The 13,615-nt window shown below is 58.3% G+C and carries 14 protein-coding genes; 2 read left to right on the top strand and 12 right to left on the bottom strand.

Going from position 1 to position 13,615, the window contains the following annotated elements:
- Positions 1-24: 24 nt before the first annotated feature.
- Positions 25-555 carry a gamma-glutamylcyclotransferase gene (locus GS620_RS09500; protein WP_152459021.1) on the bottom strand — a complete coding sequence of 177 codons (531 nt, stop codon included), beginning with the start codon at positions 553-555 and terminating at the stop codon, positions 25-27.
- Positions 556-621: 66 nt separating this feature from the next.
- On the opposite strand from GS620_RS09500, the gene GS620_RS09495 reads away from it, so the two are divergent.
- Positions 622-1,620, top strand: coding sequence for a DUF2125 domain-containing protein (locus GS620_RS09495; protein WP_171118830.1), 999 nt, complete (start codon positions 622-624; stop codon positions 1,618-1,620).
- Here GS620_RS09495 and GS620_RS09490 read toward each other — a convergent pair.
- The 4 genes from GS620_RS09490 to GS620_RS09475 form a co-directional block, all read right to left on the bottom strand.
- Positions 1,617-2,450 carry an extensin family protein gene (locus GS620_RS09490; RefSeq protein WP_171615500.1) on the bottom strand — a complete coding sequence of 278 codons (834 nt, stop codon included), beginning with the start codon at positions 2,448-2,450 and terminating at the stop codon, positions 1,617-1,619. The two genes, GS620_RS09495 and GS620_RS09490, sit on opposite strands and share 4 nt — an antisense overlap.
- Positions 2,447-3,367 (bottom strand): prephenate/arogenate dehydrogenase family protein, encoded by a 921-nt coding sequence (locus tag GS620_RS09485; RefSeq protein ID WP_171118835.1) that lies wholly within the window; start codon positions 3,365-3,367, stop codon positions 2,447-2,449. The genes GS620_RS09490 and GS620_RS09485 overlap by 4 nt, the downstream gene beginning before the upstream one ends.
- Positions 3,364-4,449 carry a histidinol-phosphate transaminase gene (hisC, locus tag GS620_RS09480; protein WP_171615498.1) on the bottom strand — a complete coding sequence of 362 codons (1,086 nt, stop codon included), beginning with the start codon at positions 4,447-4,449 and terminating at the stop codon, positions 3,364-3,366. Before hisC ends, GS620_RS09485 begins: the two co-directional genes overlap by 4 nt.
- A 64-nt stretch (positions 4,450-4,513) precedes the next feature.
- Positions 4,514-5,929, bottom strand: coding sequence for an aminotransferase class V-fold PLP-dependent enzyme (locus GS620_RS09475; protein ID WP_171363937.1), 1,416 nt, complete (start codon positions 5,927-5,929; stop codon positions 4,514-4,516).
- Between the two features lie 102 nt (positions 5,930-6,031).
- On the opposite strand from GS620_RS09475, the gene GS620_RS09470 reads away from it, so the two are divergent.
- Entirely contained in the window at positions 6,032-6,493 is a 462-nt protein-coding gene (locus tag GS620_RS09470; protein WP_152459027.1) for an Lrp/AsnC family transcriptional regulator, read from the top strand.
- Positions 6,494-6,626: 133 nt separating this feature from the next.
- On the opposite strand, the gene rpsD is transcribed toward GS620_RS09470, so the two are convergent.
- The 7 genes from rpsD to ugpB form a co-directional block, all read right to left on the bottom strand.
- Complete coding sequence (gene rpsD / locus GS620_RS09465; protein ID WP_152459028.1) at positions 6,627-7,247, bottom strand: 30S ribosomal protein S4; 621 nt, start codon at positions 7,245-7,247, stop codon at positions 6,627-6,629.
- A 240-nt stretch (positions 7,248-7,487) separates the two neighbouring features.
- Entirely contained in the window at positions 7,488-7,808 is a 321-nt protein-coding gene (locus GS620_RS09460; protein ID WP_171615496.1) for a hypothetical protein, read from the bottom strand.
- 576 nt (positions 7,809-8,384) lie between these two features.
- The gene (locus GS620_RS09455) at positions 8,385-9,332 is read right to left on the bottom strand and encodes a glycerophosphodiester phosphodiesterase family protein (RefSeq protein ID WP_253283858.1); all 948 of its coding nucleotides are present in this window, start codon (positions 9,330-9,332) and stop codon (positions 8,385-8,387) included.
- Positions 9,332-10,387, bottom strand: a complete 1,056-nt coding sequence (ugpC, locus tag GS620_RS09450) for a sn-glycerol-3-phosphate ABC transporter ATP-binding protein UgpC (RefSeq protein WP_171118844.1) — start codon at positions 10,385-10,387, stop codon at positions 9,332-9,334. Before ugpC ends, GS620_RS09455 begins: the two co-directional genes overlap by 1 nt.
- A 3-nt stretch (positions 10,388-10,390) precedes the next feature.
- A complete protein-coding gene (gene ugpE / locus GS620_RS09445; protein WP_152459916.1) occupies positions 10,391-11,227 on the bottom strand; it encodes a sn-glycerol-3-phosphate ABC transporter permease UgpE in 837 nt (278 codons plus the stop codon).
- Between the two features lie 20 nt (positions 11,228-11,247).
- On the bottom strand, positions 11,248-12,129 hold the full coding sequence (gene ugpA / locus GS620_RS09440; protein WP_152459032.1) for a sn-glycerol-3-phosphate ABC transporter permease UgpA: 882 nt from the start codon (positions 12,127-12,129) through the stop codon (positions 11,248-11,250).
- Positions 12,130-12,190: 61 nt separating this feature from the next.
- Positions 12,191-13,501 carry a sn-glycerol-3-phosphate ABC transporter substrate-binding protein UgpB gene (gene ugpB, locus GS620_RS09435; protein ID WP_171232901.1) on the bottom strand — a complete coding sequence of 437 codons (1,311 nt, stop codon included), beginning with the start codon at positions 13,499-13,501 and terminating at the stop codon, positions 12,191-12,193.
- Positions 13,502-13,615 lie beyond the last annotated feature (114 nt).

The raw sequence follows: 13,615 nt of genomic DNA, 5'->3' as shown, positions 1-13,615 counted from the left end.
GATTCCGCGCGTGACGCCAAGAGTTTATGCGGTGATGTCGCGCACCCGTTGCGCCAACCACTCAAGATCATGGTCACGCAGCCCGATCTCGGCCAGATGTTCTACGGTGTTGTAAAGATATTCGTCATTCGGACCGCGCCCGCCAACCGCATGGGCGATGATCCGGGCCTGTTCCTCCAACGGCATCCCGCCGCAATACTGGACGTGGTCGGCATCGATCACATAGGTAACGGCATTGACGATTTCGCCGTTTTCCAGGTGCACATCCAGCATACGTTCAACATAGGCCGAGGAAATCAGCTCGCGCTCGCGCAGCTCGTGCAGCGTACGGTCTTCGTGACCCGCCTCGACCGCAAGGGCCAAACCGGTGCAACTTGCGTTCTCCTGTTCGTCCAGTGCCAGCACCAGGCCGGGTTTTTCTTCGGTCCCGCGATGGTGGATCGAGCTCATGCAGAAGGACCGGGAATAACCATGAAGTGTCGCGCGTTCACTGCGTGCCACCGGAAAGCCCGGATTCCACAGCAGTGATCCATATCCGAATACCCACATCGTCATTGCACTGGTCCTTGCCTGTTTCGGCCTATAAACATCAATTCCAAGGCGGGAAAAAGGGCCTTTCGAATGCGTCTGATACGAGTGTTGATTTTTGTTTCCCTGGCATGGAGCGCCTATTGGTTCGTGGCCGGATATGGCCTGCGCTCTGCGATCACTGGCTGGTTCGAACAGCAGGAGGCGCGCGGCTGGCAAGCGGATTTCTCGAATGTCGCGACAGCGGGCTATCCGACCCACCACATGACCCGTCTGAACAATCCGGCTCTGGCGGATCCGGTGAACGGCACGGCATGGAGCGCGGATTGGATCGAATTCAAAAGCCCCGCCATCTGGCCCGGTCGTCAGATATTGCGGTTCGCGGACACACCGCAACGCCTGTCATATTTCGACCAGACATCAACAATTGTGGCCGACGAATTGCTTGCCGAGCTGCAATTGCAGCCCGGCGTCTCGCTCGTGCTGGAGAAAATGGCTTTGACGGCCGGAGCCTGGTCGGTGACGGAAAACTCCACCAAGCTGGCCTCGGGCGACACGCTGAGCCTGATCATGGAACAAACGCCAATTTCAGAAGCCTATTCCATCACGGCCCGCGCGGATGGGTTTACACCGGGGGAAAAACTGCGGGCCCTGATGCATTCCGCAAGTTCATTACCGCAGAGCTTTGAGACGCTGGAACTGGATATGGTCACCACTTTCGACAAGGTTTGGAGCCGGTCCGCCCTCGAAGACAGCCGTCCGCAGCCCGTGGCCATCGATCTGCGTCTGGCCGAGATCAAATGGGGTGAGCTGCGCCTGTTCGCGACAGGCGATCTGGATGTGGACGCCCAAGGTATCCCGACTGGAGAGATTGCCGTCAAAGCCGAAAACTGGCGGGATATGATCGCAATGGCAAACGCGGCAGGAGCCCTTCCTGATCAGGCCGTAGATCCCGTCACCCGAGGGCTGAACTTTCTGGCAGGGCTGGGCGGAAACCCCAACGCGCTGGATCTGCAACTGAATTTCCGCGATGGTTTCGTGGCGCTCGGGCCGCTGCCTTTGGGCCCTGCCCCGCGCCTGATCCTGCGTTAACGGCAGTAGGGTCCGCTGCGATAGCGGGCCGTATCAAGGTGGAAATGATCCTTGTGATAGCGATCGGAATTCGGTCCCAGCACGGTACCAAACGGGCCGCACGCCCCGCGCCAGATCTTCTTGAGCTGTTTCTGAGACGGGTTCTTGCGCCACCCGTTCAGGACGGTCACCACCTCACCGTCAGCCATTTTGAAACCTGAGATATCGATCGCACGACCCTTGCCATGTTCGGATATCCGCGCGCCTTTACGGTTGTTGCGGGTTCGGCAGGCATAATGGGCGGCGATTTGCAACTCGACCACGGGCCCGCGGCGTTTGAAGGTGGGTTTGACGGTCTTGTCGACCCACTTGTTCAACGCAATGGCGGTGCCGCAATCCATCGTCGAGGGGCGGCTGAGCATCACACCCGAAACCGAGGTGATCTGTACCGCATCCTTGACACCACAGGCTGAATTCTTGCTGCCCACCCGACCAACAGGCTTGCCCTGAATGGCAATATCCCCGCAAACAGACCCTTTGCGCAGCTTGCGCCTTTTGAACAACACCTGCTGTTCGACGGACTTGGGTCGCAAATAAGGCATCAAGGACGTGTCCGGCCCCAGAAGTGGCAGTTCCGACGGGCGCGCCGCCGCAGCGGTGACTTGCGGGGAAACCGGACGCGAAACCGGACGCAGGTTGGCAGTGTCAGAAGGGGCAGGCGCGCTGACAGACTGCTGAACAGTCAAAGGGCGCATGAGGGGCACCAAAGACTGGTCAAGGGGCGCGGCCTGAACCGGCGCGGCGCTCAAAGCCACGACCCCGATCAGAATATGCCCCCAACGCAGTTTCATGAACTTGCCTTTCCCCGCCCAAAGTCCGGCGCATCCGTATCCTGCCCGGCATCGATGATGCCGCGACGAATAGCACGGGTGCGGGTGAAGTAGTCAAACAAATGATCGCCGTCGCCGGTGCGTATGGCGCGTTGCAGGGCAAAAAGCTCTTCGGTGAACCGGCCCAGGATTTCCAGCGTCGCATCCTTGTTGGACAGGAACACATCCCGCCACATGGTCGGGTCGGACGCGGCAATCCGGGTGAAGTCGCGGAAGCCGGCGGCCGAATATTTGATGACTTCGCTGTCGGTTACCCGTCGCAGATCGTCGGCCACGCCAACCATCGTGTAGGCAATCAGGTGCGGCGCATGGGACGTTACGGCGAGGACCAGATCGTGATGATCCGCATCCATCTCATCGACATTCGACCCCATACCCTCCCAAAGCGCGCGCAGGCGGGCAATGGCATCCGGGTCCGAACCCTCGACCGGGACCAACAGGCACCAGCGATTGTCAAAGAGTTCGGCAAACCCGGATTCAGGGCCGGAATGCTCGGTCCCTGCCAAAGGATGCGCCGGGACGAAATGCACACCGTCGGGGATATGCGGTTGCACCGCCCGAATGACGCCCCGCTTGACCGAACCCACATCCGAAACGGTGGCACCGGGTTTCAGCACGGATGCAATTTCTTCTGCAACTGCGCCCATAGCCCCCACAGGCACGCAGAGCACGACAAGATCGGCGCCTTCGGCCGCCTCGCGTGCCGTGTCGCAAACACGGTCACACAATCCGATCCTGCGCGCGGTTTCACGGGACTTTTCAGACCGGGCATAACCCGTCACTTCCCCGGCCAGCCCTGCACGTTTCATCGCCCAGAACATGGACGAAGCAATCAGGCCCAGCCCGATCAGCGCAACGCGGTCGTAAATCTGGCTCATGCTGCGCCCTCTTTGAATGCATTGATCGCCGCAACCACACGGCGGCAGGCTTCTTCGTCGCCCACGGTGATCCGCAAGGCGTTCGGCAGGTTGTAGCCTGCAACCCGGCGGACAATCAAACCCTGCGTTTTCAGGTAGTCATCGCAGGCCTCAGCCTCGGCCCGATCGGCGAAACGCGCTAGGATGAAGTTGGTGCAAGACGGGTCCGACGGCACGCCTGCCTTGGCCAATTGATCGGCCAGCCACACACGAAGGCGCGCGTTTTCGGCCTGACAGAAGGTCAGGAATTCCACATCGTTTACCGCAGCTTCAGCCGCCGCCAATGCGGTCATTGACAGGTTGAAGGGCTGGCGCACCCGGTTCAGCACGTCGATGATCGGGCGGTGCGCATAGCCCCATCCGACACGCATACCGCCCAACCCGTACACCTTTGAGAAGGTGCGCGTCATGATTACATTCTCATGGGCGTCAACCAGCGACGCCCCGCCATCGAACGCCTCGACAAACTCCGCATAAGCGCCATCAAGAACCATCAGGCAGGTGTCGGGCAGACCCAGCGCCAGACGTTCCAGTTCGTCGTTCGGGATCATGGTCGAAGTTGGATTGCCGGGGTTGGTGACAAACACGATCCGCGTCTGCCCCGTCACCGCGGCGAGAATGGCATCCACATCCACCTTGCGGTCACGTTCGGCCACCATGACCGGCGTCGCGCCGGCCATGCGGGCGATGATCGGGTACATGGAAAACCCGTGCTCGGTATAGATCACCTCGCCCCCCGGCCCCGCGTAGGCCTGGGCGACGAATTGCAATACCTCGTCGCTGCCGACACCGCAGATGATGCGCGCCGGGTCCAGCCCATGGCGTGCGCCGATGGCCGCGCGCAGACTCGCGTGGTCGGTGCTGGGATAACGATGCAGACTGGCCGCGCTGTCGCGCACCGCCTCTATGGCCTTGGGGCTGGGTCCAAACGGGTTCTCGTTCGAGCTCAGCTTGATGACATGCTCCACTCCCGCCACGTGCGACTGACCGCCCTGATACAGCGCGATGTCCATAATGCCGGGTTGTGGGGTGATCTTGGTCATGAGAGGCTCCGTTGAATGGGCCTCTCATACCTGTCTCAAAGGGTTGAGAAAAGCGGCAATTCCCTCATGCGGCCTTGAAGCGCGCTGTTGCCGGGTCAGCGTTGTAGTAAGGCGTGAATTCTTCGGTCCGGTGCGACAGGTCATTGACGCTGTCGATGATGAACTGAACCGTCTCTTCGCTCATCAGATATGAGAAATTCAGGCGCACCCAGCCGGGTTTTTTCATTTCTTCCCCAGCGGACAAGGCAGCGTGCAGCGCCTCTGACGTTGCCTGATCGATCCCCAGCAAGCGGTGGGCGTAGGGTCCGGCACAGGCACAGCCGCCCCGCGCCTGAATGCCGTAGATATCGCTGAGCATCCGCGTGAACAGCTGCTGATGCACGGGCTGGCCCGCAGTGTCGCGCACCAGGAAGGAAAAGATCGGCAGACGGTGCGCTTTCTCGACCCCAAGCAGGGTCAGGTTCGGGTTGTTCTTCCAGCCGTCCAGAGCCATTTGATTGTACTGCGCCTCACGCCGGGCGATTTCGTCCGTTCCGACGACATCCTTGACGATGAAGGCCAGCGCCGCACGAATGTCTCCGATCACGTTGGGCGTCCCGGCCTCTTCCCGGGTGGACAGATCGGTGCTGTAGTCGTGCCGCCACGGTGACACGAAACTGACGGTTCCACCGCCGGGCCAGCTGGGGCATGTCCGTTTCACGGCCGATTGGCTCACAACCAAAACGCCTGACGCGCCCGGGCCACCGGGAAACTTGTGCGGCGAAACCACAATCGCATCCTTTCGGGCCCCTTCCGGCCCCATGTCCATCGGCAGGTAGGGCCCACCACCGGCATAGTCCCAAACGGCCAAGGCACCATACGCCTTGAGCATCCGTGTGACCGGATCAGGATCGGTGACAATGCCCGTTACGTTGGACGCGGCAGAAAAGGATCCGACCACCAAATCGGCATCCACATGGGCCTCCAGCGCGGCTTTAAGCGCATGCAGGTCCACACCACCGCCCTCGGCCTCGGGGATTTCGATGACACGTGCCTTGCTTTCGCGCCACGGCAGAATGTTTGAGTGATGTTCATACGGGCCGATCAAGACAACCGGCTGGTCAGCCTCTGCCACCCCTAGCAGGCTGACCAACCGATTGAGCCCCGCAGTGGCGCCGGACCCGGTAAAGATCACCGCGTCCTCTTCCCGCGCGCCAACAATGCGGGCTATTTCCGCCCGCGCTTCGCGGCGCAGACGTGTCATGTAGGACCCACAGTAGGAGGCCTCGGTGTGACTGTTTGCGTAAAACGGCAATACGTCCTGCGCCACAAAATCCTCGACCTGCCGCAACGCGCGGCCCGAAGCGACGTAATCCGCATAGACAAGCGGCACGTCTCCAAGCAGACCCGGGATCAGAACGTTCTCGCCGATCAGCCCATCGCGCAGATTTGAATTGTGAGCGGTGGAACAGAGTTCCGCACGGAATTTGGACAGGGTCATGGCATTGGCTCCTTACTGCCATACCAATGTGATATTTCTGGCCCGAGGAAACTTCACATATCTTTGCGTGGTTTTTAAAAAATTTGTGTCATATGATCAGTCATGACATCAAAAATAGATCAAATTGATACACGCATTTTGAAAGAGCTGCAAAAGGACGCCACCCTGTCACAGCGGGAATTGGCGGATCGCGTCGGCCTGTCCCAGAATGCCTGCTGGCGGCGCTTGAAGGCCCTGAACGAAAACGGTGTGCTGATCGGATCCACGGCCCGCATCGCACGAGAGGAACTGGGGTTGAGCCTTGTGGTCTTCGTCATGCTCCGCACCCGACACCACTCCGCCCAGTGGCTTCAGGCGTTTCGGAGCCATGTTCTGACAATCCCGGAAGTCGTGGATTTTCATCGGATCGGAGGGGACTACGACTATCAGCTGAAAGTCGTAACGCAGGACATGTCGTCATATGACAAGGTCTATCAACGATTGATCGAAAAGGTCGAGCTGGACAGCGTGACCTCGTATTTCGCGATGGAAGCGATCGCCGAAGGCAGGCCCCTGCCGATCTGACACGCACTTCATTTGCCCAAAAAACACCCTAAGGAGTCGCGGGCAATGTCGCGATGACGGCTTCGCCATGGGCAAACCATAAAAAAAGACCGCGCCAAAAGCGCGGCCTTTCAGAATTCGATTGCGGCGAAGATCAGTTCTTCGCGTAGAATTCGACGACCAGGTTCGGTTCCATGACGACCGGGTAAGGCACATCGCTGAGGCCCGGCGCGCGCACGAACGTCGCGGTCATTTTCGAGTGGTCGGCGTCGATGTAGTCAGGAACGTCACGCTCGGCCAGCGCAACGGCTTCCAAGACAACAGCCAGTTGTTTGGATTTGTCACGTACCTCAATCACGTCACCTTCTTTAACGCGGTAGGACGGGATGTTTACACGCTTGCCGTTCACTTTGACGTGGCCGTGGTTCACGAACTGGCGTGCGGCAAAAACAGTTGCGACAAACTTGGCGCGGTAGACCACAGCGTCCAGGCGGCGCTCCAGCAGGCCGATCAGGTTTTCACCGGTGTCGCCCTTCACACGCTCGGCTTCGGCGTAGATGCGGCGGAACTGCTTCTCGGTCAGGTCGCCGTAGTAGCCTTTCAGCTTCTGCTTGGCCCGCAGCTGAAGACCGAAGTCCGACAGTTTGCCCTTGCGGCGCTGGCCATGCTGGCCGGGGCCGTATTCGCGACGGTTGACCGGGGATTTCGGACGACCCCAGATGTTTTCGCCCATCCGGCGGTCGATTTTGTACTTGGCAGACGTGCGTTTGGTCACGGCTGATCTCCTTCGTTAGGTCGAAGCCCTGACGGGCCACTATGAAGGGCGTTGTCCTCTTGAGGTCTCCCCCATGACAGGCATCCCCTTGCGGGGGCCACCAACACCAATGAAGCCGCGCTTATATCCGCAATGCTGGCGGAGTCAACACAGCATTCCGTAAAGTTCAGAAAAACGATCAGGGCAGACAGCCAGCGAACCCGGCAGCGCGCCGAAACCGTCTGGCGGCACCTTGAAAACTTAGTTTGAGGTCGGGAAAGAAACTACCGTCGCGCTGCTTTTCGCGGCGGGGTTTGGGATCATCGCAAGCTCGGTCACTTCAACAATCCAGAACTCTTCGTCCCGTGGCGGGCAAGCGCCTTCGAACACGAGAGCCCGCGACGTATCGTTGCCATCGGCAACGAGCTTGGCAGAGAACTTCTGCGCACCATTGGTAATGGTAAGGGCTCCGGCCACGTGGCCTGGAATGTCACGGACAATTGGAAAGTGGCTGTTCACCTGGCTGGCAACGCCCCCGACATTTCCTATTTTTTCGATGCTTTGTTCGGCAGCCTCGCTCATGACGATTGCTTGACCACGCCATGACCATGCCGATCCGATCGCCAAACAGGAAAGAGGAGCATCTTCAAGCCCGTCAATTTCCGTCTGACACCAGGATATAGCTATTTGACCGTTTGTTCCGGCTCTCATCTGCCCACTCGCACTTACAACACCCCAACACTTAATTTTATCCTTATCAGCACAAATTCCGGCGGAAAAGAGACAGAACTGCAGCAATCACAAGATTGTTGTTAATGTGACTCAATATTTGGCGCCATCCGTCAGGGGTGACGGCCCGTCGATGACGGTTGTGGTCAGCGATGGCCGAAACCGATGCCAGATATCAATTCCAATTCATCGGAGAACGTGTGGAACGCGGTTCCGACAACTGCGGGTACAACGCTCAGAGCAACGGGGGCAGTGTTCCGGATTTCCGTCAGCCGCGCGCCCAAGAACGGTTTCCTGAGCAAAGGCTCTCATCAAATCAGGCCGCAAAAACACGCGGGTCCTGAGCGTCAACGGGCTGAAGGGCCTTTGTTTGATTCAATTTTCAAATGGCGCAAGAAATTCATCCACGTCACCCTCGGGGTCCCGGGATCACCGGTGCGCTACGGCCCAACGGAAGCCTGACTCCGACAGTTGTCTTTGAACCCGCCCGGGATAGTCGGATACGATTGCGTCCACGCCCAGATCGATCATCCTGCCGATATCTTCGTGTTCGTTGACTGTCCACACGACGACGCACAGGCCCAGTTCTTTTGCGCGCGTGACGTTTTCGGGCGTTACATCCGCAAAGTACGGGCACCAAAGCGAACCGCCGGCCTGCTTTACCAAGTTTGGAATTTCGTCGCGACGGCCACGAAAGTCCGGGCAAACGGATTTTGAGGAATCCTCGCCAACATCGTCGGCATTGTCCGGAAGTTGCGTCAGGTAGGATGAAGGCATATCCGGGGCTTGCCTCTGACACTCCGACAACAGGTTCCAATCAAAACTGTGAAGCACCGCACGCGAAGATAAACCCTTGCCGCGAACATCCCGAAGTACTCTGCGGACAAAGTTCTCTCGGTAAAGCGCATCATGGGCCAGGTCGGGGTCCGACTTCAGCTCGAGCATCAGATGGGCATCACCGTTTTTCGGGTCATCGACCAGATCGAGCAGATCCAACAGGCTTGGAACACGAACATCGTCTATTTGCGCCTGATCCGGGAAACGTTGGCCATAGGCGGAATGGCCGTCCAGACGCCCGATATCAAATTGTCGGATCTGTTCGTAAGTCAGCGAGGATACTTTCGGCTCTTCCCCGGTCAGAAACAGGCCATTGCCATCGCGGAAACTGGCCGAATGCAGGCGATGATTGTGCGTAATGACCGGCACATCATCGGCTGTCAGGACAACGTCAAATTCAAGAAGCGGGACGCCAATGGAAAGTGAAAAGTCGAAGCCGATCAAGCTGTTTTCAGGCAACACGCCCCGTGCCCCACGATGCCCCACGACCCGGATCAGGTTCTCCCCGCCGCGAAAGGCCTCAACCTGTTGAAACGCCATCAGCCTTCCAGCCTTTGGCCTGTCGCGTGGTCGAACAAATGCATGTTCTCCGGTGCCACCGAGAACCGCATAATCGGATGGCGTCCTTCGATCGGGTGGACACCGGGAAGGCTTGCCGTGATCGCGCTTTCAGAGCCCGACAGGTGACCGTGCAGCAACGTGTTGGCCCCAAGCGGTTCAGCCATCTGAATCGCGGCTCCAAGCGGGCCATTGTCATCCGACAACAGATGCTCTGGTCTTATGCCAAGCTTCACGGCGCAGTCCGGACCCCCTGAGGGGCCGACTTCGATTTCTCCGATCTTGACCGCCCCGTTTTCGCGCCGCGCTTCGAATATGTTCATTGCCGGGCTGCCGATGAATTGCGCGGCAAACAGCGTTTGTGGAGTTTCATAGACCTCGAGCGGCGTGCCGATCTGTTCGGCGATGCCGCCGTTCATCACGATCATCCTGTCCGCCATCGTCATTGCTTCGACCTGGTCATGCGTGACGTAAAGTGACGTGATCCCAAGTTTTTCCTGAAGTTCGCGTATTTCCAGACGCATCTGAACACGAAGCTTGGCATCGAGGTTCGAGAGCGGCTCGTCAAACAGGAAAACAGCGGGCTCGCGGACAATAGCCCGGCCCATCGCGACCCTCTGGCGCTGACCGCCGGACAACTGCCTGGGCTTGCGATCCAGCAAAGGTTCAAGCTGCAACAGCTTTGCCGCCTGGGTCACCTTTTGATCGATTTGAGCCTTGGGCAGCCCCGCGATCTTCAGGCCATACCCCATGTTCTGACGCACTGACATATGTGGGTAGAGCGCGTAGTTCTGGAACACCATGGCGATGTCGCGATCCATGGGCTCTTTGTCATTGGCGCGTTCACCGCCGATCCGGATCTCCCCGGACGTGACCGTTTCCAGCCCCGCCACCATCCGCAACAATGTGGACTTGCCGCAGCCTGACGGGCCGACGATCACGATGAACTCTCCATCGGCGATATCGACATCAACGCCGTGGATCACATCCGTCGGGCCAAAGCTCTTTTTGACATTCTCTAGAGTAACTGTTGCCATTTCTTACTTCTCGCTATCGACAAGGCCACGGACAAAGAGCTTTTGCATCGACACCACCACGATGACCGGCGGGATCATGGCCAGAATGGACGTCGCCATGATCGTCGGCCAATGCGCAAAGTCGTCACCGGACGGGAACATCTGCTTGATACCCATCACGATGGTATTCATTTCGGGATCGGTCGTGATCAGCAGCGGCCAAAGGTACTGGTTCCACCCATAGATGAACAGGATCACGAACAGTGCGGCGATGTTGGTCCGGCTCATGGGGACGACGATATCGATGAAAAACCGCATCGGTCGCGCGCCGTCGACCCGGGCTGCCTCGGCAAGCTCATCGGGGATGGTCAGAAAGAACTGACGGAACAGGAAGGTTGCCGTGGCCGAGGCGATCAGGGGAAAGATCAGCCCGTAATAGCTGTTGAGCATGCCGAACCCGGCGACAACTTCGAACGTCGGAACGATGCGGACTTCGACCGGCAGCATCAGCGTCAGGAAGATCAGCCAGAAGAACGTCGTTCGTCCGGGAAAGCGGAAATAGACGATCGCGAAAGCCGACAGCAGTGAGATGATGATTTTGCCGACTGCAATTCCGATTGCCATCACCAGACTGTTGAACAGCATCGTGGCAACGGGCACATTTACCCCCGAGAAAAGCGCCGCCTTGTAGTTCACCCAGAACTGATCGCCAGGCACGACAGGCATCGGTGGCGAGACGATCTCGGCTTGGGTCACGGTCGAAGCCACGAAGGCAAGCCATATCGGGAAAAAAATGATCAGGACACCGAGGATCATGAGGGCATGGGACAACCAGATGCCCGCGCCGCGTTTTTCGACCATTCCGTGTTGTTGGGCCGCCATCAGTAATGCACCCTCTTTTCCACGTATTTGAACTGGATGACCGTCAACAAGCCCACGACGATCAGCAAGATGACCGATTGCGCCGAAGACGAGCCGAGGTCCTGCCCCACAAACCCGTCCGAGAATACCTTGTAGACAAGGATTGTCGTCGACTGTTGCGGCCCGCCGCCGGTGATCGTGTGGATCACGCCAAAGGTTTCGAAGAAGGCGTAAACGACGTTCACCACCAGCAAGAAGAACGCCGTCGGCGACAGCAGCGGCAGCACGATCGTGAAGAATCGGCGCCAGAAATGCGCGCCGTCAATCGCCGCCGCCTCGATCACGGATCTTGGAACGGATTGCAGGGCAGCGAAAAAGAACAGGAAGTTATAGCTTATGCGCCCCCAGGCAGAGGCAACGACCACCAGCCCCATGGCTTCGGTGCCGTTCAGAACATGGTTCCAGTCATATCCGAGCTGGCCAAGATACCATGACACGACGCCGACGCGCGTGTTGAACATGAACAGCCACAGAACGCCCGCAACCGCAGGGGCAACAGCGTAGGGCCAGATCAGCAACGTCCGATAGACCCCGGACCCTTTGATCAATCGATCCGCAATGACCGCAAGAAACAAGGCAGGGATCATCGAGCACAACGTGACCAGCGTGGAAAACACCGCCGTCGTCACGAAAGAGGCGCGATAAAACTTGTCACTCAGCAGAAATTCGAAGTTGCCGAGCCCCACGAACTGGGACGACAGCCCGAACGGGTCAGGTATGAACAGCGACTGCCAGATGGCCTGACCGGCGGGGTAGAAAAAGAAAACAGCGGAAATGATGACCTGAGGGGCGATCAACGCCAATGGCAACAGCCAGCCGCGAAAGGTGACGCGTTTTTCCATCCTGAAAACCCACCGAAGAAAGAAAATGCGGGCCCCGAAAAGGCCCGCATGACGTTACGACTTATTGATTGGCGGATTCGAACCGGCGCAGCAACGCATCACCGCGTTCCTTCGCGCTGTCCATCGCTTCCTGAGCGGTCTTCTCACCGGACCAGATCGCCTCAAGCTCTTCGTCGATGATGCCCCGGATCTGGTCGAACGATCCCAAGCGTAAGCCTTTCGAATTTGCGGTCGGCTCTTTCGCGGTCATTTGGATCACTGCGACGTCGGTACCCGGGTTTTCGTCATAAAAACCAGCGGCACGCGTAACCTCACCCGCTTCTGTCGTGATTGGAAGGTAACCGGTGTTCTGGTGCCAGGCCGCTTGTACATCAGGTGATGACAGGAAGCTCAGGAACTCTCCGACGCCCTTATACTCTTCCGGCTCATGACCCTCCATCACCCATAGAGACGCGCCACCGATGATGGTGTTTTGCGGCTCACTGGTGACGGATTCCCAATAGGGCAGCGGACGCACGTCGAAATCGAACTCGGCCTCTGCCTTGATGCCGGCGTATCCGGCCGAACTTTCGGTGAACAATGCGCACTCGCCTGACCGGAAGTTCGCACCACCTTCGTTTCTGCGGCCGGTATAGATGAACTTGCCGTCCTTGGCCCAGTCACCCATCGCGGTCAGATGTGCAACCTGCACCGGACCGTTCAGCATCAGCTCGGTATCCAGACCGGCAAATCCGTTGTCCCGTGAGGCAAAGGGAACGTCGTGATAGGCTGAAAGGTTTTCAAGGTGAATCCAGCTTTGCCATGCTGTCACCAGCGGGCAATCCTCGCCACCTGCCTTCAGCTGCTCGAGCACTTCGCCGACTTTTTCCCAAGTGGACAGATCCGTGTCCGGATCAACGCCTGCTGCTTGCATGGCATCGCGGTTGACCCACAGGACCGGCGTCGAGGAGTTGAAGGGAAGCGACAGCATCTCTCCGTCAGTGGTTGTGTAGTAGCCTTTGACGGCGCCAATATACGCGTCGGGATCAAAAGACGCGCCGCTTTCGGCCATCACTTCATAGACCGGCTTGATCGCCCCTTTGGCTGACATCATTGTCGCCGTGCCGACTTCGAACACCATCAGGATATGTGGCTGTTCACCGGCCCGGAATGCTGCAATCCCGGCATTCAGGGTTTCCGAGTAGTTGCCCTTGTGGCTTTCGACCACGACGAACTCATCCTGACTGGCGTTGAATTCTTCAACCTGTCCTTTGACAAGTTCCCCTAGGCGACCGGTGAAGGCGTGCCAGAACTGGACTTCGGTTTGCGCCATTGCCGCCAAGGGGGACAAGGCTGTGGTGATGGCAATCGCGCCAAGCAGATTCTTTTTCATGATTCCTCCCATGCATCAGGGTTGATGCTTCGTTGAATACCGACCGCAACGCGTAAACGGCACACATGACGATTTCACGACGTTAACGTTACAAAAATATAATTCAAGGCCTAT

This window comes from Ruegeria sp. HKCCD6428, from assembly GCF_013110595.1.
Lineage (GTDB): Bacteria > Pseudomonadota > Alphaproteobacteria > Rhodobacterales > Rhodobacteraceae > Ruegeria.
Note: the sequence above shows the minus strand (reverse complement) of the source record. Positions and strands in the feature narration are given on the sequence as shown.

Excerpts from the sequence above, each read along its gene's own strand:
- GS620_RS09475 (WP_171363937.1), bottom strand. The coding sequence starts at position 5,929 with ATGACCCTGTCCAAATTCCGTGCGGAACTCTGTTCCACCGCTCACAAT.
- ugpE (WP_152459916.1), bottom strand. The coding sequence starts at position 11,227 with ATGGTCGAAAAACGCGGCGCGGGCATCTGGTTGTCCCATGCCCTCATG.
- ugpC (WP_171118844.1), bottom strand. The coding sequence starts at position 10,387 with ATGGCAACAGTTACTCTAGAGAATGTCAAAAAGAGCTTTGGCCCGACG.
- GS620_RS09460 (WP_171615496.1), bottom strand. The coding sequence starts at position 7,808 with ATGAGCGAGGCTGCCGAACAAAGCATCGAAAAAATAGGAAATGTCGGG.
- GS620_RS09485 (WP_171118835.1), bottom strand. The coding sequence starts at position 3,367 with ATGAGCCAGATTTACGACCGCGTTGCGCTGATCGGGCTGGGCCTGATT.
- GS620_RS09490 (WP_171615500.1), bottom strand. The coding sequence starts at position 2,450 with ATGAAACTGCGTTGGGGGCATATTCTGATCGGGGTCGTGGCTTTGAGC.
- GS620_RS09500 (WP_152459021.1), bottom strand. The coding sequence starts at position 555 with ATGACGATGTGGGTATTCGGATATGGATCACTGCTGTGGAATCCGGGC.
- hisC (WP_171615498.1), bottom strand. The coding sequence starts at position 4,449 with ATGACCAAGATCACCCCACAACCCGGCATTATGGACATCGCGCTGTAT.
- GS620_RS09470 (WP_152459027.1), top strand. The coding sequence starts at position 6,032 with ATGACATCAAAAATAGATCAAATTGATACACGCATTTTGAAAGAGCTG.
- GS620_RS09495 (WP_171118830.1), top strand. The coding sequence starts at position 622 with ATGCGTCTGATACGAGTGTTGATTTTTGTTTCCCTGGCATGGAGCGCC.
- GS620_RS09455 (WP_253283858.1), bottom strand. The coding sequence starts at position 9,332 with ATGGCGTTTCAACAGGTTGAGGCCTTTCGCGGCGGGGAGAACCTGATC.
- ugpB (WP_171232901.1), bottom strand. The coding sequence starts at position 13,501 with ATGAAAAAGAATCTGCTTGGCGCGATTGCCATCACCACAGCCTTGTCC.
- ugpA (WP_152459032.1), bottom strand. The coding sequence starts at position 12,129 with ATGGAAAAACGCGTCACCTTTCGCGGCTGGCTGTTGCCATTGGCGTTG.